Origin of the sequence: Kribbella sp. NBC_01484 (genome assembly GCF_036227145.1) — a bacterium.
Classification (GTDB): Bacteria; Actinomycetota; Actinomycetes; order Propionibacteriales; family Kribbellaceae; genus Kribbella.
Genome location: NZ_CP109437.1, coordinates 6,486,876 through 6,503,970, shown reverse-complemented (window position 1 = coordinate 6,503,970; position 17,095 = coordinate 6,486,876). Strand labels below are relative to the sequence as shown.

Here is a 17,095-nt window from a genome sequence, read left to right as displayed (position 1 = left end):
CAGAAGATTGACCGGGTTAACTTTCAGGAGGGTGATGCGCGAGCTGGGCGGGGAGCGCGAGTACGCCGAGCGGTGCCGGGAGGCGTTGCGGCGGATGGTGGCCGGCGCGCGGGAGAACGTGGTCGTCGGCGAGGACACCTGGGGCGATCGGTACACCGCCGAGCGACTCGGCTACTACCTCAAGACGCTCGCCCGCGACCTGGGCGAGGAGGGTGACAACCCGCCGTTCTTCGGGCTGATCCGGTACGGCGCGCAGTCCGGCGCCGGCGAGCACCGTGGCCAGACGTACTACCTCGGCCGGCGCCACATCTCGGATGCGATCGGGCGCCCGCCGATGGTGATCGACTGGCGCGCCCCGGTGTCGACCGCCTTCTACCAAGCCTCGGCCGTCGAGCCGCAAGGGGTTGAGACCCGTCGCCGCTTCGGCTGGTCGGGCAACAGGCTGACCAGCTTCGAGGACGAGCACCTCACCTCGGGCGCGCCGTCCGGTTCGAGCGATCTCGTCCGGCGGGAGATCGAGCGAGCCCGGGTCGGTCCGATGCGCGACATCGTGGCCACGATTCAGCCGGAGCAGGACGCGCTGGTGCGGACCGAGTTGGAGCTGTCGGTTTGCATCCAAGGTGCACCCGGCACGGGGAAGACAGCGGTCGGACTGCATCGGGCCGCCTACCTCCTCTACGCACACCGGTCGCGGCTGCGGCGGAACGGCGTACTCGTGCTCGGCCCCAACCGTGCCTTCCTGCACTACATCTCGGCCGTGCTGCCGACGCTCGGCGAGGTCGACGTCGAGCAGACAACCGTCGAGGAGTTGCTGGGCGGCACGATCCGGAGCATCGACGAGCCGGAGATAGCCGCGATCAAGCACGATCCGCGGATGGCCGACGTACTGCGGAACGCGGTGTACGGGCGGATCGGGCGGCCGGACCAGGCCGTGGTCGTGGCTGACGGGTCGTACAAGTGGCGGGTCAATCAGCACGAGTTCGACGAGATCGTGGCCGAGGCCCGGGCGGATGCGACTGCCTACCTGATCGGTCGCGAGCGAGTGACCGCTCGGATCGTCGCCTCCTTGCAGCGTCAGGCAGAGGCGCGCGGTCAGAACTGCAACGCGGTATGGCTCCGGGCGATGGCACGAGCCGCGAAGCCGGCGGTCGAAGCCGTGTGGCCGAACGTGAAGGCCGACGAGATCCTGGCCGAGCTCCTCAGCCACCCCGATCAGTTGGCGACCGCCGCGGACAGCATCCTCACCACGGAAGAGCAGGAGGCCATCGCCTGGCCTCGGCCGCGGAAGGCGAAGAGCGCACGCTGGACCGCGGCGGACGCCGTACTGCTCGACGAGGTGAGCGCCCTCCTCGAACGCGGGCAGACCTACGGCCACGTGATCGTCGACGAAGCGCAGGACCTCTCCCCCATGCAGTGCCGCGCGATCGCCCGTCGCAGCGAGCACGGCTCGATCACCGCGCTCGGCGACCTGGCTCAAGGGACGACAACCTGGGCGGCCGGCGACTGGGAGACACAGCTGACGCACCTCGGGAAGCCGTCGGCCGAGGTGGTCGCGCTCACCACCGGGTACCGCGTGCCGGCAGCCGTGGTGGAGATCGCCAACAGGCTGCTGAAGCCGCTCGGCGTCTCGGTGCCGCCGACCACCTCGTTCCGCTCCGACGGGCAACTGACGATCACGCGGGTCGACGATCTCCCGTCGGGCTGCGTGACCGCCGTCCAAGCAGCACTCGAGTACGACGGCTCGATCGGCGTGATCACCGCGGACCACCACAGCGCGACCCTGGCCGATGCGCTCAAGGCGGCCGGAATCGAATCCGTCCCGCCGGACGGCGACGGCCGGGTGGCCGTCGTACCGTCAAGTCTGGCCAAGGGCCTCGAGTACGATCACGTGATCGCCGTCGAACCGGCCGAGATCGTCAGCGCCGAGCCCCGCGGCCTGAATCGCCTCTACGTTGTGCTGACCCGAGCCGTCTCCCGCCTCGACGTCCTGCACACCCGCGACCTGCCGAGCGAACTGACTTACCAAGGCGCGCCCGGGCCACCCATGCGCTCGGCATAGCTAGTTCCCCGGGTCAGCTCACCGCGACGAACCGGCTTGTCGGTGAAGGCGGACGCGTAGATGGCGGCAGCCAACTCGACCGTGTTGCGAGCTTCGGCGAGGGTGACCGGCGCCGGCGCACCCGTAGTCAGGGCATCGAGAACCGCGGCCAGTTGGGCAGCGTGCCCGCTCGCGACGTCGGGCAGATCGGTAGACCAGGCATCGGTCACCGACTCCTGGCCAGGTGCCGCGGTGATCGTCCAATCGGGGTTCTTGTAGCCGTAGAGATGTTCCAGCTCGACCGTCGCGTTCTCGTAGTCGAAGCGGAGCTGGGACGTCTGCCGCGGCGACACGAGGGAGTTGACGACCGAGGCGACGGCGCCGTTCTCGAAGGTGACCAGTGCCATCGACACGTCCTCGGTCTGCGTCGGCCGCGCCTGCCTGGCCGCGAGCGCGGTCACCTTCTCCCACGGACCGAGGATCGACAGCAGCAGGTCGTACTGATGGATCCCGTGCCCCATCGTCGGGCCGCCGCCCTCGACGTCGAAGGTCCCCCGCCACGGCACCGCGAAGTACGCGTCGTCGCGGTACCAGGTGGTGTTGCACAAGGCAACCAATGGCCGGCCGAGAACACCGTCGGCCACGAGCTCGCGCAACCGCACCGCCCCGGCCCCGAACCGATGCTGGAAGATGCAGGCGACCTGAGCAGCTGACGCGCTCTCCGCCTCCAGCAACGCGTCGAGCTCGTCGAGCGACAGCGTCGGCGGCTTCTCCACCAGGATGTCGACATCCGCCGCCAGGCACTCGGCAGCCAAGGGCACGTGTGAGCTGGGCGGCGTACACAGGTGGACGAGGTCGACGCCGCCGGCCGCGAGGAGCTCGGTCAGGCTCGGGTACACCGCGGGGATGTCCCACTTGGTCGCGAACTCCTTCGCCCGGTCGAGGTCGACGTCGACCGCGGCGACGAGCTCGGCGCGCTCGGGCAGCGACGTGACCGCCTTGGCATGGGAGTTGGCGATCCCGCCGGTGCCGACGATTGCGATCCGGTGCTTGCTGTCAGACATGCAGCCCCTTCAGGTCGGAAAGCCCTTTCCAAATATCCTTGAGGGGTTTGCACCGATGTACAAGGCCTGGTCCAGCAGGTGACCGTTTCCGGCCACGGCTTCAGCTGATCTCGGCGTACGCCGCGACGAGCAGGCTCGGGTCCGGGGCCTCGAGGATCGTCGGCTTGGCCAGGGCGTCGAGGATGACGAAGCGGAGCCGGTCGGCCCGGGTCTTCTTGTCGAGCTTCATCGCGTCCTGGAGCTGCGGCCAGGCGTCGGCCCGGTAGCAGACCGGGAGGCCGAGGGATTCGAGTACGGCGCGATGGCGGTCGGCGGTCGCGTCGTCGAGCCGGCCGGCCGCGCGGGCCAGCTCGGCGACGAAGATCATGCCGATGCTGATCGCGGCGCCGTGCCGCCACTTGTACCGCTCGACCCGCTCGATCGCGTGGCCGAGCGTGTGCCCGTAGTTCAGCGCCTCGCGGCCGATCCGGCCCCCGGCGGTGGTGGTCCGCTCACGCAGATCCGCGCCGACCGTGTCGGCCTTCACCTGGATGGATCGAGCGATCAGTTCCCCGGTCGCGTCGTACGACGGACTCGTCGCGCCGGCCGGATCCTTCTCGACCAGGTCGAGGATCACCGGGTCCGCGATGAATCCGCACTTCACCACTTCGGCGAGACCGCTGACATAGTCGTTGCGAGGCAGCGTCTCCAGCGCGGCGAGGTCGCACAGCACGCCGGCCGGCTCCCAGAACGCGCCGACCAGGTTCTTGCCCTCGGCGGTGTTGATCCCGGTCTTCCCGCCGACGGCCGCGTCGACCATCCCGAGCAGCGTCGTCGGGATGTGCACGACCTTCACCCCACGCAGCCAGGTCGCGGCGACGAAGCCGGCGAGGTCGGTCGTCGTCCCGCCGCCGATGCTCACGATCGCGTCGGAGCGGGTGAAGCCGGCCTGACCGAGCACCGACCAGCAGTAGGCCAGCACCTCGGCGGTCTTCGCGTCCTCGGCGTCCGGGATCTCGATCGCGTGCGCGGTGTACCCGGAGGCGGTCAGGTCGTCGCGGATCGCGTCGCCGCTGGTCCGCAGCGCGCGCGGGTGGACGACGGCGACCCGCTGCACGCCGTCGCCCAGCAGGCCAGGCAGTTCACCGAGCAGATTGTTGCCGATGACAACGTCGTACGGCGCGGCCGCGGTCACCCTGATCCGGGTCGACTCGCCGGTCACCCGCGGGCTCCGAGCTGACTGAGGATCTCGTCGGTGATCTGCTCGGGCGTCTTCTCGTCGGTGACCACAGTCAGCTTGGCGACCTCGGCGTACAGCGGTCGGCGGGCTTCCATCAGGTTGCGCAGCTGAGTCCGGACGTTGCCCAGCAGCAACGGCCGCGCGACGCCGAGACCGACGCGCTTCGCCGCCTCGCCGAGGCTGACGTCGAGGAAGACCACCGTCTGACCGGCCAGGTCGGCACGAGTGTCGGGGTCGAGGATCGCACCACCGCCCAGCGACAACACCTCGCCGGAGTCGGCGAGCGCGGCCACGATCGCAGCTCGCTCCAGCGCGCGGAAGTGTGCTTCACCCGAGTCGACGAAGATGTCCGAGATCGGCTGGCCCGCAGCGGTTTCGACATCGGTGTCGGTGTCGCGGTGCCGGGCGTGCAACCGCTCGGACAGCAGTGCGGCGACGGTCGACTTGCCCGATCCGGGCGGCCCGACGAGAACGACGAGAGGACTCACTGCTCGGCCCACTCCCGCGGCGTGATGGTGGTCGGCAGGCTCGCCAGGTACGCCTTGTGGTTGCGCGCGGACTCGGCCACCGAGTCGCCGCCGAACTTCTCCAGCGCGACGTCGGCCAGCACCAGCGCGACCATCGCCTCGGCCACGATGCCCGCGGCCGGTACGGCGCAGACGTCGGAGCGCTGGTGATGCGCGGACGCGGCCTCGCCGGTCGTGGTGTCGATCGTGCGGAGCGCGCGCGGGACGGTCGCGATCGGCTTCATCGCGGCCCGGACCCGGAGCGTCTCGCCGGTGCTCATACCGCCCTCGGTGCCACCCGACCGGCCGCTGGCCCGGCGGATGGTGCCGTCCTCGGCGACGATCTCGTCGTGTGCCTGCGACCCCGGGGTGCGGGCGAGCTCGAACCCGTCGCCGAGCTCGACGCCCTTGATCGCCTGGATGCCCATCAGCGCACCGGCCAGCTTGGAGTCGAGCCGGCGGTCCCAGTGCACGTAGCTGCCGAGGCCCGGCGGGAGTCCGTCCACGACCACCTCGACCACGCCGCCGAGCGTGTCGCCGGCCTTCTGGGCGGCGTCGATCTCGGCGACCATCGCCTTGCTTGCGTCGGTGTCCAGGCAGCGCACCGGATCCGCGTCCAGCTTCTCGACATCGGCGTACGCCGGGATGACGCCGTACGGCGCCTTGACGGTGCCGAGCTCGACGACGTGGCTGACGATCGTCACGCCGTACGCCTGCCGGAGGAACCTAGCCGCGACCTCACCGAGGGCGACCCGGGCCGCGGTCTCGCGAGCGCTGGCGCGCTCCAGCACCGGGCGGGCCTCGTCGAAGCCGTACTTCTGCATGCCGGCCAGGTCGGCATGTCCGGGCCGCGGGCGGGTCAGCGGAGCGTTGCGGGCCAGGTCCGCCAGTGTCGCCGGGTCGACCGGGTCCGCACTCATCACCTGCTCCCACTTCGGCCACTCGGTGTTGCCGACCTGGATCGCCACCGGGCTCCCGAGTGTGAGGCCGTGCCGGAACCCGCCGAGGAACGTCACCTCGTCCCGCTCGAACTTCATCCGAGCCCCGCGGCCGTAACCCAGCCGACGACGAGCCAGGGCATCGGCCACGTCATCAGTGGTGACCTCAACCCCGGCGGGAAGACCTTCGAGTACGGCGACGAGCGCTTGTCCGTGCGACTCGCCGGCAGTAAGCCAGCGCAGCATGCCGCGATTCTTTCACGTCCGTCCCAGCCCGCAGACGCCGGTCTCAGTTCCAGAAGGGATTGAGGAGTCGTACGCCGGTCCGCTCGACGTCGGAGTGGTTCCGGGTGACGAACGTCCAGTCGTGGACGAGCGCGGTGGCGGCCATCAGACCGTCGACCAGCGGCAACGGGGCCGTCGCGTTCAGGCGGCCCCAGGTCTCGGCGACTTCCAGCGACACCGGGACGATGCGGTCCGCATACCCACGGACGAGGCGCTGCCGCCAGTCCTCGATCACCGCCGCCTGCTCCGGGTCCCGCGCCGCGAGTCGCTCGACGCCCTGCTTGATCTCTCCGACGACCAGAACGCTCAGGTACAGCTCACTCGACCGGACCGACCCGAGCCAGTCCGAGGCGCCGGCATCCGGAGACTTCTTCCGGAACTCCGACACCACGTTGGTGTCGAGCAGGAAGCTCACTCGAACTCGACCTGCCGCACCGGAGCAGTCGAGCGCTCGATCTCGAGCATGCTCAGATCCGGCGCCGAGGCCAGGAAATGCTTGAAGTCCACCAGTTCCACTCCCGTCATCCGCCGGTAGTCCACGATGTCCAGAACCACGGCGACCTGCTGTCCGTGCTTCGTCACGAACTGCGGACCATCCGTCTGAACGGCGCGGATCAACTCACTGAAATGCTGTTTCGCCTCTTGCAGCTGCCACTGTCCAGCCGTCACCGTCATCACCGATCACCTCATGAAACAGTCTAGACAGACTGGACAGAATCACTCAACCCATCGGCAGGTGGGGGTGTCCTCGGTGCGGCCGTCGCGGAGGGTGAGGACGCTGGCACCACCGTCGGTAGGGTTCTGGCATGAATCGGGTGGCGGAAGAGACGTGGCGGGCGCGGGTTCGCGGGAGTCTGCTGGGCGGGGCGATCGGGGACGCGCTGGGTGGGCCCGTCGAGTTCCAGGACGGTCGGTCGATCATGGCCGAGCACCCGGATCGGCTCCGGACCTTCGTCTCCGGACCGGCCGAGTGGCCGCCGGGGACGATCACCGACGACACGCAGATGACGCTGTTCACCGTCGAAGGGCTGATCCGGGCCGGCGTCCGGACCGATCGCGGCCTCGGCTTCACGGTGGCGGTGGTGCAGCACGCGTACGACCGCTGGCTGGACACACAGACCCAGCCCGGACCGACTGGCGAGCGGGACGGCTGGCTGCACGCCGAACAGTGGCTGTACGCCCGGCGAGCACCAGGTACGACGTGCCTCAACGCGCTGACGGAAGCACGCAAGGGCGAGCCGCGGATCCCGCAGTTCGGCGCGGAGGCCATCAACGACTCGAAGGGCTGTGGCGGTGTGATGCGGGTAGCGCCGTTCGGACTACTGCCGGCCATGTTCCCCACCGACTGGGTCTTCGACTCGGCCGCGACCGCCGCGGGCTACACACACGGCCACCCGACCGGCAAGCTCGCCGCCGGCACTTTGGCCGCGATCGTCCACGAGATCTGCGGCGGCGCCACCCTCGACGCGGCCCTCGACACCGCAACCGCCCTGCTCGTGCAGCACCCGAACCACGAGGAGACCAGTACGACGCTCTCCTTCGCGCGCCACCTGGCAGCGACAGGGGCCGAGCGCGGACCGGTGACGGTCGAGCGACTAGGTGGTGGCTGGGTCGCGGAAGAGGCGCTGGCGATCGCTGTCTACGCTGCCCTCGCCTGCCCCGCGCCCGAGCAGATCCTGGACGCCCTCGCACTATCGGTGACGCACTCCGGCGACAGCGACTCCACCGGCGCCATCTGCGGGAACGTCCTCGGCGCCCTCCACGGTGAGACGGCGCTGCCGCCGGAGCTCGTTTTCACCGTCGAGGGCCGCCCTGTCATCCTCCAGCTGGCCGACGACTTCGCACTGGAGTTCACCGAGGCCTCCAAGCGGCTGCACGGCGACTACGGACCACACACCACCTGGATCACCCGCTACCCGGGCTGGTGACTACACCGGCTATCCGACGTACAACCGCTCGAGCGGTGCGCCCAGAAACACGCCGGCCAAGGCACCGACCAGCATGAAGGGGCCGAAGGGGACCATCTGTTTGCGGGTCATCACCTTGCCCACGATCAGGACGATCCCGACGATCGCGCCGAGGAAGAATCCGCCGTACAGGCCGCTGGCGAACTCACCCCAGCCGAGCCAGCCGAGCGCGAGCCCGAGGAGCCCGGACAGCCGGACGTCGCCGAACCCGACTCCGCGCGGAAACGCGAACCAGAGCACGTAGAACACCGCGAACCCGATCGCCCCCGCAAGCACCGCCCGCCGCAGCGAGCCCCACTCCCCCGACACCACCGCGGCACCGAGCAGCGCGAGCCCGACCAGCGCGTACGTCGGCCAGATGATCACCGACGGCAGAAACCGGGTCCGCGCGTCGATGTACCCGAGCACCGACCCGGCGACCGCCAGCAACAACCACGCCGGCAGGACGGCCGACATTCCGAGCATGAGCCCCAGCAGTCCCCCGGACACCGCGGCCAGACCGCCACACCAGTACGCCGCCCGCCGACCGGCCAGCGCGGCGTACGGGACCTTCGTCTCGCCCTCCTCCAGGACCGGCTCGGGGATGCTCCGCAGCAGCAAGGGCGCGAGCACGTACGCCGAGACGCCGCAGAAGACCACGCCGATCCCGGCGGCGAGCAACGCGTTGTCTGCCGGCACGATCCAGGAGCCTAGACGATTTCGGCCCGCGGCTACGCCCGTCCTGTGGATGAACGCCGGACGAGCACCCTGGCGATCGCCGCCGCACCGGCGCCGAGCAGCAGCAGGCCGCCGAGAACCACGCCGATCGTGCTCCACAGACCGTCGTTCTCGGTGACGTACTCGACCCGCTGGAACCCGTCGTCGGTCGCCGCCGGCGCGAAGGTGAAGTCGTCGGTGATCCGGCCCGGATCGCGATAGGTGACCGTGAACGCGGTCAGATAGTCGGCCGGCTTCGCCAGTGCGTCGTCCTCGACCCGGCCGGCGAACAGCAGGTCCGGTTTCACGTCCGCGTCCGGCAGCTTGGTGGCGTCGACGCGATGCGCGGCCGCGACGTACACGGTGACCGTCTGCGCGGTGGATGCGCCCTTGCTCAGCCGCATCGGGTACACGATCCGGTCCGACGCGAACGTCAGCCGCAACGGCGGCGTCGCCCCACTCAGGCTCTCGCCGGCCTGCCGTGGCGCGAGCTTCACGGCGACGATCTCCCACTTCTCCGTCAGGTACGGCGTGAGGTTCGCGGCCAGCGTGGCCGGTACGACGTACCCGTTCGTGCGGAGCCAGTCCGTCACCGCGGATCCGCTCGAGCCGCCGAGCCGGGCGACCTGGAACGGCCCGAGCACCATCTGCTGCCGCACGCTGACCCCGGCAGCCGGCGCCTCAGCGGCAAGGGGGTCGCCACTGCTCATGATCCCGAGGTCCCGGAACGGCCAGTAGGTCTTGCGGATCACCGTCTTCGGCCTTGTCATCCGGTCCAGCCGATAGAACACGTCGTCGTCACCGAGCTCGACCTTGGCCGCCGCGGGCACCGGCATGATCCAGGCCGCCTTCTTCGACGAGCCGTTGATCGCCATCGACAGCGTGATCTTCTCCGTCCCCGCATCGTGCTGGACCAGCGCGTTCTCGCCGAACGCACGAGCGCGCGATTGGGCATCCGGTAGGTAGCCGCCGCACGCGCACGCCCAGGCGGGCGTCACACCAGCCGCGACGAATCCGGCAATCAGCACTCCTGCGACGACCCGCCAAAGTTTCACGGCGGGAGACTATCTAGCCGAGGGTGTAACTCGTGTGGAAGAAGTTCGCCGGGTCGTACTTCTTCTTGACCGTCTGCAGCCGGGGCAGGCTCGCGCCGTAGTACGTGCTGACCGAGCGACCGGTCTCGACGTAGTTGACGTACCCGCCGGCCGAGTACGCGCGGACCGCGCGATGCCCGTTGGTGATGAACGTCTGCGCCACCTTGAGCTGCGCCGTGGTCGGGTGTGCGGGCGTCCCGCAGTACCACTGGACGACGCCGAGGGCCGACCGCCACGGCCAGGACGCGCCACCCGCCGGCTGCTTGGTCGCCTGCCCGCCGAGCGGGTCGAGGATCGCCGACGCCGGGGTCTTGGCCCGCGCCGCCGCCTTCACCGCGCCGAGCAGGGCGGTGATCGTGGCCGCGTTCATCGGCCCCTTGAGTACGTCGGAGCCGGCCAGGAACCCGGTCCGCGGGCTGGTCGTCCCGCCGCCGAGATACGTCACGGCTTCCATGTGCGTCTTCACCGTGATCGAACGGACCGACGCTCTCGACCCGACGAACGACTCGAGCTGCGCGGCCGCGGCCGTCGCGTTGCCGGTGGTGGAGATGCCGAGCACGTGGATCGACAGCGTGCCGTTGCTGACGGCATCGATGTGCAGGTTGCCCCAGGAGGTGATCGGCGCGGACTGGGCGAACCTCTGCCAGCCGCGGACGACGGCCGCCGCCTGCGACTCCGGCCAGGTCAGCCGGAAGAATCCGAGCTTCGTCCCCGGAATCGTGGAGATCCGGAACGAGGTGACCACGCCGAGGTTCCCGCCGCCGCTGCCCCGCAACGCCCAGAACAGATCCGGGTCCACGGCCGCGCTGACGTTGCGGGCCGTACCGTCGGCGGTGATGACGCCCATCGACAGGATCCGGTCGCAGGTCAGGCCGAAGGCGCGGGTGTGGATGCCCATCCCGCCACCGAGCGCGAGCCCGGCGATCCCGACGGTCGGGCAGGTCCCCGTCGGCAGGGAGCGTCCGTACTTGTCGAGGAACGCGTGCACGTCGTACAGGTGGGCTCCGGCGCCGATGGTGACGACGCCGTTCGCGTAGCTCAGGCCCCGGATCGCGCCGACGTCGAGCTGCATCCCCTTGCTGATGGTCGACGCACCGACGTAGGAGTGGCCGCCGCTCTTCGGCACCAGCACTATCTTGTTCGCCCGGGCGAAGTTGATCGCCTTCTGCACGTCGGTGGCGTTCGCTGCCTTCACGACGGCACCCGGCTGGACGGTGTCCCAGCGCGGGTTGAAGAGCAGGTGCGAGGAGGCGTAGCCGGGCGACGCGGGCAGGTACAGGCGGCCCGTCAGGGACCGGGCGAAGCTGTTCCAGTTCGGAGCGGCCGCGGCGAGGGTGTCGGCCGCAGGGCCTGCGCTCGCCTTCTTCGCGTCCGAGCAACTGGTCAGTGCGGCGGCAACGAGCGTGCCACCTGCTTTCAGTACCGTTCGGCGGTCAAACTGGCTCACGATCCCCGAGCTCCTCACGAGCGGCTGCCCTCATGGCCGCCAGAGGTGCCGGCGTCCTACCAGTCATCATCTCCACTTGGAGCGCAGCCTGGTGCACGAGGAGATCAAGTCCGTTCAACAGCTCGGTACCGATCCGGTGCGCCGCGATCGCGAGCCGGGTCGGCCACGGGTGGTAGGCGACGTCGAACACCACCGGCGCGACGCCTGCGAAGTGCTCGGCCCACGGGTCGACGGCACCGCCGGGCAGCGTCGAAACGCACAGATCGAACCCACCGATCTGCTCGACCTGGGTGAAGTCCGCGACCGAGGTCCGCAGCCCGAGCTCGGCCGCCAGGTCCCGCAGCCGCTCGGCCTTGGCGACGTCCCGGACGACGACAGTCACCTCGGTGACCATCATCGCGCGCAATGCCGCCAGCGTGGACGCGGCGGTCGCGCCGCCACCCAGCACGACGGCCGTGTCGGCCGCGGTGATGCCGTGCTCGGCGAACGCGTTCACCAGCCCGGGTACGTCGGTGTTGTGCGCGGACCGTGATCCGTCCGGCTCGAACAGCATCGTGTTCGCCGCGCCGATCAGCTCCGCGACCGGATCGACGGTGTCGACCAGGTCGAGTGCCACCCGCTTCAACGGCATGGTCAGCGACAACCCGCGGACGTCCTCGCCGAGGGTCGCCACGAACCCGCGGAGCTCGTCCTCCTCGACCTCGAACGCGTCGTACCGCCAGTCCAGACCGAGCGCGGCGTACGCGGCCCGGTGCATCGCCGGTGACAACGAGTGCGCAATCGGCGACCCGAGCACGGCGCATCTCATCATCAGCAGCGGCCCTTGTGGGCGGCGCACCAGGTCTGCAGCTTCTTCACGTTCTGCATGTGCTCTTCCGGCGTACTGGCGAACGCCGTCTCGCCGGTGTCGAGGTCGATCAGCGTGAAGTAGAGCCACGGCCCCTGCGCCGGGTTGATCGCCGCCCGCAGGGTCTCCTTGGTCGGCGAGTTGATCGGCGTCGGCGGGAGGCCCTTGTTCTTGTAGGTGTTGTACTGCGAGTCCATCTGGCGCTGCTCGGGCGTCGTGAACACGCCGCCGTCCTTGCCGACGACGTAGTGGATGGTCGAGTCCATCTGGAGCTTCATCCCGATCCGCAGCCGGTTGTAGATCACCCGGGCGACCTTGGCGTAGTCCTGCGGGCGGTTCGTCTCGGCGCCGATGATGCTGGCCACGATCACCGCCTGGTACGGATCCAGCTTCTTGCCCTGCGCGGTCTTCACCAGGTTCAGCTCGTTCGCGTTCTTCGCGTACTGCGCCGTCATCAGCTTCAGCATCGTGTACGCCGTCGCGCCCTTCGGCACGTCGTACGTCCCCGGGTACAGGAAGCCCTCGGCGTTGTTGTGCGCGTACGCCGGCAACCCGAGCGAAGCCGGCTTCGCCAGCGCGCCCGCGGCGGCGCCGGCCGGCAGCTTCAGCTTCGACTTCTGCAGGGTCTCGCTGACCTCGGCCTTGGTCAGGCCGGACCGGAAACTGATCCGGGTGACCAGGATCGACTTGGCGGTGTCCAGCATCAGGTCGAGCGCGGCCTTGGCAGACATCTGCTTGTGCAGCGTGTAGGTGCCGGCCTGGATCTGAAGCGACCGCGAGTCGGCCTTGGCCACCTTCTCGAACGCGCGGGCGCTCTTCACGACGCCCTTCTTCTCCAGCGTGTCCGCGATCGAGGCGGCCGCCTGACCCTTGGCGACCTCGACGACCACCGTTTCCTTGCTGCCGGTGCCGGAGTAGTCCGGCGCGGCGAACATCTGCTCGATCGCGTCCTTGCCCTTGCCGAACCCGATCACCGCGCCCGCGATGAGGGCGCCGACCACCAGCAGCGAGATCAGGCCGGCGAAGCAGCCGAACGCGCGCCGGCCGCGGGCCTTGCGCCGGTTCGCCCGGCGCTCGACCCGGGTCTCCGGGCGCAACCCGAGCCCGGAGCCGAGGTCGTCGCTCTCGCTCAGGTCTTCGTCCAACGACGGTCCGTTCACAGAGGCCTCCCGGGCGGGTTGCCGGTCTCGCGCTCGAGGTCGAGCGCGTGTTGCAGAATCACGACCGCGGCGGCCTGGTCGACCACCGCGCGCCGCTTGGAACCCTTCTTTCCCCGTTCCCGCAGCATGCGCTCGGCGGTGACCGTGGTGAACCGCTCGTCCACCAGCCGCACCGCCGTGTCCGCCTTGCCCTCCTGCACCTTTGTCCGCACCAGCTCCGCCGTCTCCCGGATCTTCACCGCGGCCGGCCCCTCGCCCCCGGACAGGGAGCGGGGCAGCCCGACCACGATCTCGAACGCCTCCAGTTCGGCGGCGAGTGCCGCGATCCTATCCAGATCACCAGGCCCTCGGCGGACCGTTTCCACCGGGGTCGCCAGGATTCCGCGCGGATCGCTGCTGGCAACGCCGATCCGGACATCGCCGATGTCCAGCGCGAGGCGCACGCCCGTTCTCATCAGCCAGTGACGAGTTGGCCGACGGTGTGTTCCACCGCAGCCAGTGCCTCGTCGGAGCCACCGGGATCGGTGCCACCACCCTGGGCCACGTCGTCCTTGCCGCCGCCGCGACCGCCCAGCTTCTCGGCCGCGACCCGGACCAGGTCGCCGGCCTTCAGCCGCCACTCGCGCGCGGTGTCGTTGAGCGCGACCACCACACCGGGCTTGCCGTCGTTCACGCTGAGTACAGCGACCACGGCCGGCTTGTCGCTCGGCATCCGGCCGCGCACGTCGAGGGCCAGCTTGCGCAGGTCCCCGCCGTTCACGCCGTCGGGGGCGCGGTGACCGACGTACTGGACGCCGAAGACGTCTCGCGGGTTGCTCGCCAGCTCGGCCGCGGCCGCGAGGACCTGCGAGGCCCGCATCCGCTCGAGCTCCTTCTCGGCGGCGCGCAGCCGCTCACTCAGGTCGGCGACCTTCGCGGGCAGCTCCTCCGGCCGGGTCTTCAGGTTCTCGCTGAGCAGCCGGACCAGCGCCCGCTCGCGGCCGAGGTAGTGCAGCGCCTCCAGGCCGACGAACGCCTCGATCCGGCGAACGCCCGCTCCGACCGACGACTCGCCGGTGACGGTCAGCGCGCCGACCTGCGACGAGTGCTTCACGTGTGTGCCACCGCAGAGCTCGCGGGACCATGGGCCACCGATCTCGACCACGCGGACCTGCTCGTCGTACGTCTCGCCGAACAGCGCCAGCGCACCCCAGTCCCGGGCCTCCGGAAGCGTCATGTACTGCGCCGAGACCGGCAGGTCCTTCCGGACGGCGAGGTTCGCGACCTCTTCGATCTCGGATCGGGTCGCCTGATCCAGCGCCGACGACCAGGCGAAGTCGAGCCGCAGGTAGCCGGGCTTGTTGTAGGAACCGCTCTGCAGCGCGTTCGGGCCGAGCACCTGGCGCAGCGCAGCGTGGACGACGTGCGTGCCGGAGTGCGCCTGACAGGCCGAGACCCGCCACTCGTGGTTGACCTCGGCGTGCACGTCCTGGCCCGGCTGGACGACACCCTCGAGCACCTCGACCTTGTGCACGATCAGGCCCTTGACCGGGCGCTGGACGTCGAGCACCTTCAGCTTGACGCCGTCGGCAACGATCAGGCCCTCGTCGGCGATCTGGCCACCGGACTCGGCGTAGAACGGGGTCTTCTCCAGCACGACCTCGACGGTCTCGCCCTGCTCGGCGGCCGGCGCGACCACGCCTTCCTTCAGCAGGCCACGGACCTGCGAGTCGGTCGCGAGCTCCTGGTAGCCGGTGAACTCGGTGACGCCCTTCTCGCGCAGCTCCCGGTACCCCGAGGTGTCCGCGTGACCGGCCTTCTTCGCCCGGGCGTCCGCCTTGGCCCGCTCGCGCTGCTCCTTCATCAGGGCCTTGAAGCCCTCGGTGTCCACCTGCAGGCCCTGCTCGGCGGCCATCTCGATGGTCAGATCGATCGGGAAGCCGTACGTGTCGTGCAGCTGGAACGCCTTCGCGCCCTCGAGCTGGTGGGCACCGCCGGACTTGGTCTCGCGGACGGCGACGTCGAAGATGCTCGTCCCGGCCGTCAGAGTCCGGCGGAACGCCTCCTCCTCGGCGTACGCGACCTGGCTGATCCGGCCGAAGTCGGCCTCCAGCTCGGGGTACGACTTCTTCATCTGCTGCAGGCTGACCGGCAGCAGCTCGACCAGGCTCGGGTCCTCGTAGCCGAGCAGGCGCATCGAGCGGATCGCGCGGCGGAGCAGCCGCCGCAGCACGTACCCGCCCTGCTCGTTGCCCGGGGTGACGCCGTCGCCGATCAGCATCAGTGCGCTGCGGACGTGGTCGGCGACCACCCGGAACCGCACGTCGTCCACGTGCTCGACGCCGTACTTGCGGCCGCTCAGGTCCGACGCCCGCTCGATCACCGGGTAGATCTCGTCGATCTCGTACATGTTGTCGACGCCCTGCAGCAGGTACGCGACGCGCTCGAGGCCGAGACCGGTGTCGATGTTCTTCTTCGGCAGCTCGCCGAGGATCTCGTAGCCGTCCTTGCCGCCACCCTCACCGCGGATGTTCTGCATGAAGACCAGGTTCCAGAACTCCAGATAGCGGTCGCCCGCCTCCCAGTCCCGGTCGGCGCCGAACTCCGGGCCGCGGTCGATCAGGATCTCCGAGCACGGGCCGCACGGGCCGGGGATGCCCATCGACCAGAAGTTGTCCTTCATACCGAGCCGGACGATCCGGTCGTCGGGCAGGCCGGCGATCCGCTTCCACAGGTCGATCGCCTCGTCGTCGTCGTAGTACACCGACGCGTAGAGCACCGACTCGTCGAAGCCGTAGCCGCCGTCGCGCTGGGACCGGGTGACCAGGTCCCAGGCGTACTCGATCGCCTTCTCCTTGAAGTAGTCGCCGAAGGAGAAGTTGCCGTTCATCTGGAAGAACGTGCCGTGCCGGGTGGTCTTGCCGACCTCGTCGATGTCGAGGGTCCGGACACACTTCTGCACGCTGGTCGCCCGCGCGTACGGCGGCGTCTGCTGGCCGACGAAGTAGGGCACGAACTGGGCCATGCCGGCGACGTTGAACAGCAGGTTCGGGTCCGGCGACGGGAGCGGTGCGCTCGGCACCACGGTGTGGCCCCGGTCCTCGAAGTACTGCAGGAACCGCCGCCTGATCTCACTGGTTTCCATGGGTGTTACCGGTAGTCCTCACGCGTGTCCGGGTGGGTTGTGGGTGGGGCCGGAGGCATGGCGCTGTTGGTGTCGATGCCGAGGGAGTCGCGTAGTTCGGCCTCCCGCTCATCCATGCCCTCACGGACCTGGTCGCCGAAGTGCCGGACCGCGGCGGCGAGCTTGGCCGCGGACGCCTGCATGCTCTCCGGGGCGAGCACCTGAACACGCTTCTTCAGCCGGGTGACGGCGTACACGCCGACGACGATCCCGAGGATCAGCCAGAAGATCCGCTTCACTGTTTCCGCGCCTTCCGCTCGGCCTTCATCTCTTCCTTCACCCGTCGGCTGACGTCCTTGCGCTGCTGGTCACCGAGCGCGCGACGGACGCCGTAGCTGAAGGCGGCCGCCTTCACCAGCGGACCGCCGGCGGTGGCCGAGAACAGCGACATGAGCGCGGCCGCGTTGGTGGTCACCGTGGTCGCGTTGTCGGTGATGGTGTCCACCTTGGCCAGCTGGGCGTTCGTGGTGGTCACGGTGGTGGTCACCTCGCCGAGCAACGGGATGGTCTCGTTCGAGACGCCTTTCACCATGATCCGGGTCTCGTCGAAGACCTTGCCCAGCTTCAGGATCGGATAGGCCAGCAGGCCCACCAGGATGAGCAGCGCGCAGGCGGCTATCAACCCCGCGACTTCACCGACGCTCATGGAAACGATCCACCTTCCGTTGCGA

Annotated in this window: 17 protein-coding genes; 2 read left to right on the top strand and 15 right to left on the bottom strand. The window is 69.5% G+C overall.

What is annotated here, in order from left to right; translation table 11 throughout:
- The first annotated feature begins 34 nt into the window (after positions 1 to 34).
- The gene (locus OG555_RS31615; RefSeq protein ID WP_329476201.1) at positions 35 to 2,059 is read left to right on the top strand and encodes a HelD family protein; all 2,025 of its coding nucleotides are present in this window, start codon (positions 35 to 37) and stop codon (positions 2,057 to 2,059) included.
- Here the strand turns inward: OG555_RS31615 and OG555_RS31610 are convergent.
- The 6 genes from OG555_RS31610 to OG555_RS31585 form a co-directional block, all read right to left on the bottom strand.
- Positions 2,020 to 3,102, bottom strand: a complete 1,083-nt coding sequence (locus tag OG555_RS31610) for a Gfo/Idh/MocA family protein (protein WP_329476200.1) — start codon at positions 3,100 to 3,102, stop codon at positions 2,020 to 2,022. The two genes, OG555_RS31615 and OG555_RS31610, sit on opposite strands and share 40 nt — an antisense overlap.
- Positions 3,103 to 3,202: 100 nt before the next feature.
- Positions 3,203 to 4,303 (bottom strand): 3-dehydroquinate synthase, encoded by a 1,101-nt coding sequence (gene aroB, locus OG555_RS31605; RefSeq protein ID WP_329476199.1) that lies wholly within the window; start codon positions 4,301 to 4,303, stop codon positions 3,203 to 3,205.
- Positions 4,300 to 4,809: a shikimate kinase gene (locus OG555_RS31600; RefSeq protein WP_329476198.1), complete on the bottom strand. Its 510-nt coding sequence runs from the start codon at positions 4,807 to 4,809 to the stop codon at positions 4,300 to 4,302. Before OG555_RS31600 ends, aroB begins: the two co-directional genes overlap by 4 nt.
- Complete coding sequence (gene aroC, locus OG555_RS31595; protein WP_329476197.1) at positions 4,806 to 6,011, bottom strand: chorismate synthase; 1,206 nt, start codon at positions 6,009 to 6,011, stop codon at positions 4,806 to 4,808. The genes OG555_RS31600 and aroC overlap by 4 nt, the downstream gene beginning before the upstream one ends.
- Before the next feature lie 43 nt (positions 6,012 to 6,054).
- Positions 6,055 to 6,465, bottom strand: a complete 411-nt coding sequence (locus tag OG555_RS31590; protein WP_329476196.1) for a type II toxin-antitoxin system VapC family toxin — start codon at positions 6,463 to 6,465, stop codon at positions 6,055 to 6,057.
- Positions 6,462 to 6,725, bottom strand: a complete 264-nt coding sequence (locus tag OG555_RS31585) for a type II toxin-antitoxin system Phd/YefM family antitoxin (RefSeq protein ID WP_328520013.1) — start codon at positions 6,723 to 6,725, stop codon at positions 6,462 to 6,464. Before OG555_RS31585 ends, OG555_RS31590 begins: the two co-directional genes overlap by 4 nt.
- A gap of 131 nt (positions 6,726 to 6,856) precedes the next feature.
- On the opposite strand from OG555_RS31585, the gene OG555_RS31580 reads away from it, so the two are divergent.
- Positions 6,857 to 7,978, top strand: coding sequence for an ADP-ribosylglycohydrolase family protein (locus OG555_RS31580; protein WP_329476195.1), 1,122 nt, complete (start codon positions 6,857 to 6,859; stop codon positions 7,976 to 7,978).
- A gap of 9 nt (positions 7,979 to 7,987) precedes the next feature.
- Here OG555_RS31580 and OG555_RS31575 read toward each other — a convergent pair whose 3' ends face one another.
- Genes OG555_RS31575 through OG555_RS31535 form a run of 9 tightly spaced genes read right to left on the bottom strand, consistent with a single transcriptional unit; the run spans position 7,988 to position 17,070 of the window.
- The gene (locus tag OG555_RS31575) at positions 7,988 to 8,695 is read right to left on the bottom strand and encodes an A24 family peptidase (protein ID WP_329476194.1); all 708 of its coding nucleotides are present in this window, start codon (positions 8,693 to 8,695) and stop codon (positions 7,988 to 7,990) included.
- A gap of 32 nt (positions 8,696 to 8,727) precedes the next feature.
- Positions 8,728 to 9,768, bottom strand: coding sequence for a DUF2330 domain-containing protein (locus tag OG555_RS31570; RefSeq protein ID WP_329476193.1), 1,041 nt, complete (start codon positions 9,766 to 9,768; stop codon positions 8,728 to 8,730).
- Between the two features lie 13 nt (positions 9,769 to 9,781).
- A complete protein-coding gene (locus tag OG555_RS31565; protein ID WP_329476192.1) occupies positions 9,782 to 11,254 on the bottom strand; it encodes an FAD-dependent oxidoreductase in 1,473 nt (490 codons plus the stop codon).
- Positions 11,241 to 12,065: a shikimate dehydrogenase gene (locus OG555_RS31560; RefSeq protein ID WP_329476191.1), complete on the bottom strand. Its 825-nt coding sequence runs from the start codon at positions 12,063 to 12,065 to the stop codon at positions 11,241 to 11,243. Before OG555_RS31560 ends, OG555_RS31565 begins: the two co-directional genes overlap by 14 nt.
- Positions 12,065 to 13,261 carry an endolytic transglycosylase MltG gene (gene mltG / locus OG555_RS31555; RefSeq protein WP_329476190.1) on the bottom strand — a complete coding sequence of 399 codons (1,197 nt, stop codon included), beginning with the start codon at positions 13,259 to 13,261 and terminating at the stop codon, positions 12,065 to 12,067. The genes OG555_RS31560 and mltG overlap by 1 nt, the downstream gene beginning before the upstream one ends.
- Positions 13,258 to 13,716 carry a Holliday junction resolvase RuvX gene (ruvX, locus tag OG555_RS31550; RefSeq protein ID WP_329476189.1) on the bottom strand — a complete coding sequence of 153 codons (459 nt, stop codon included), beginning with the start codon at positions 13,714 to 13,716 and terminating at the stop codon, positions 13,258 to 13,260. Before ruvX ends, mltG begins: the two co-directional genes overlap by 4 nt.
- Positions 13,716 to 16,385 (bottom strand): alanine--tRNA ligase, encoded by a 2,670-nt coding sequence (alaS, locus tag OG555_RS31545; RefSeq protein ID WP_329476188.1) that lies wholly within the window; start codon positions 16,383 to 16,385, stop codon positions 13,716 to 13,718. The genes ruvX and alaS overlap by 1 nt, the downstream gene beginning before the upstream one ends.
- 5 nt (positions 16,386 to 16,390) lie before the next feature.
- On the bottom strand, positions 16,391 to 16,663 hold the full coding sequence (locus tag OG555_RS31540) for a DUF6167 family protein (protein ID WP_329476187.1): 273 nt from the start codon (positions 16,661 to 16,663) through the stop codon (positions 16,391 to 16,393).
- A complete protein-coding gene (locus tag OG555_RS31535; protein ID WP_329476186.1) occupies positions 16,660 to 17,070 on the bottom strand; it encodes a DUF948 domain-containing protein in 411 nt (136 codons plus the stop codon). Before OG555_RS31535 ends, OG555_RS31540 begins: the two co-directional genes overlap by 4 nt.
- Between the last annotated feature and the right edge of the window lie 25 nt (positions 17,071 to 17,095).

What these genes read in the sequence shown, in the direction of transcription:
- OG555_RS31580 (WP_329476195.1), top strand. Translation starts at nt 6,857, where the DNA reads ATGAATCGGGTGGCGGAAGAGACGTGGCGGGCGCGGGTTCGCGGGAGT.
- aroC (WP_329476197.1), bottom strand. Translation starts at nt 6,011, where the DNA reads ATGCTGCGCTGGCTTACTGCCGGCGAGTCGCACGGACAAGCGCTCGTC.
- ruvX (WP_329476189.1), bottom strand. Translation starts at nt 13,716, where the DNA reads ATGAGAACGGGCGTGCGCCTCGCGCTGGACATCGGCGATGTCCGGATC.
- OG555_RS31615 (WP_329476201.1), top strand. Translation starts at nt 35, where the DNA reads ATGCGCGAGCTGGGCGGGGAGCGCGAGTACGCCGAGCGGTGCCGGGAG.
- OG555_RS31535 (WP_329476186.1), bottom strand. Translation starts at nt 17,070, where the DNA reads ATGAGCGTCGGTGAAGTCGCGGGGTTGATAGCCGCCTGCGCGCTGCTC.
- OG555_RS31610 (WP_329476200.1), bottom strand. Translation starts at nt 3,102, where the DNA reads ATGTCTGACAGCAAGCACCGGATCGCAATCGTCGGCACCGGCGGGATC.
- alaS (WP_329476188.1), bottom strand. Translation starts at nt 16,385, where the DNA reads ATGGAAACCAGTGAGATCAGGCGGCGGTTCCTGCAGTACTTCGAGGAC.
- OG555_RS31560 (WP_329476191.1), bottom strand. Translation starts at nt 12,065, where the DNA reads ATGATGAGATGCGCCGTGCTCGGGTCGCCGATTGCGCACTCGTTGTCA.
- OG555_RS31585 (WP_328520013.1), bottom strand. Translation starts at nt 6,725, where the DNA reads ATGACGGTGACGGCTGGACAGTGGCAGCTGCAAGAGGCGAAACAGCAT.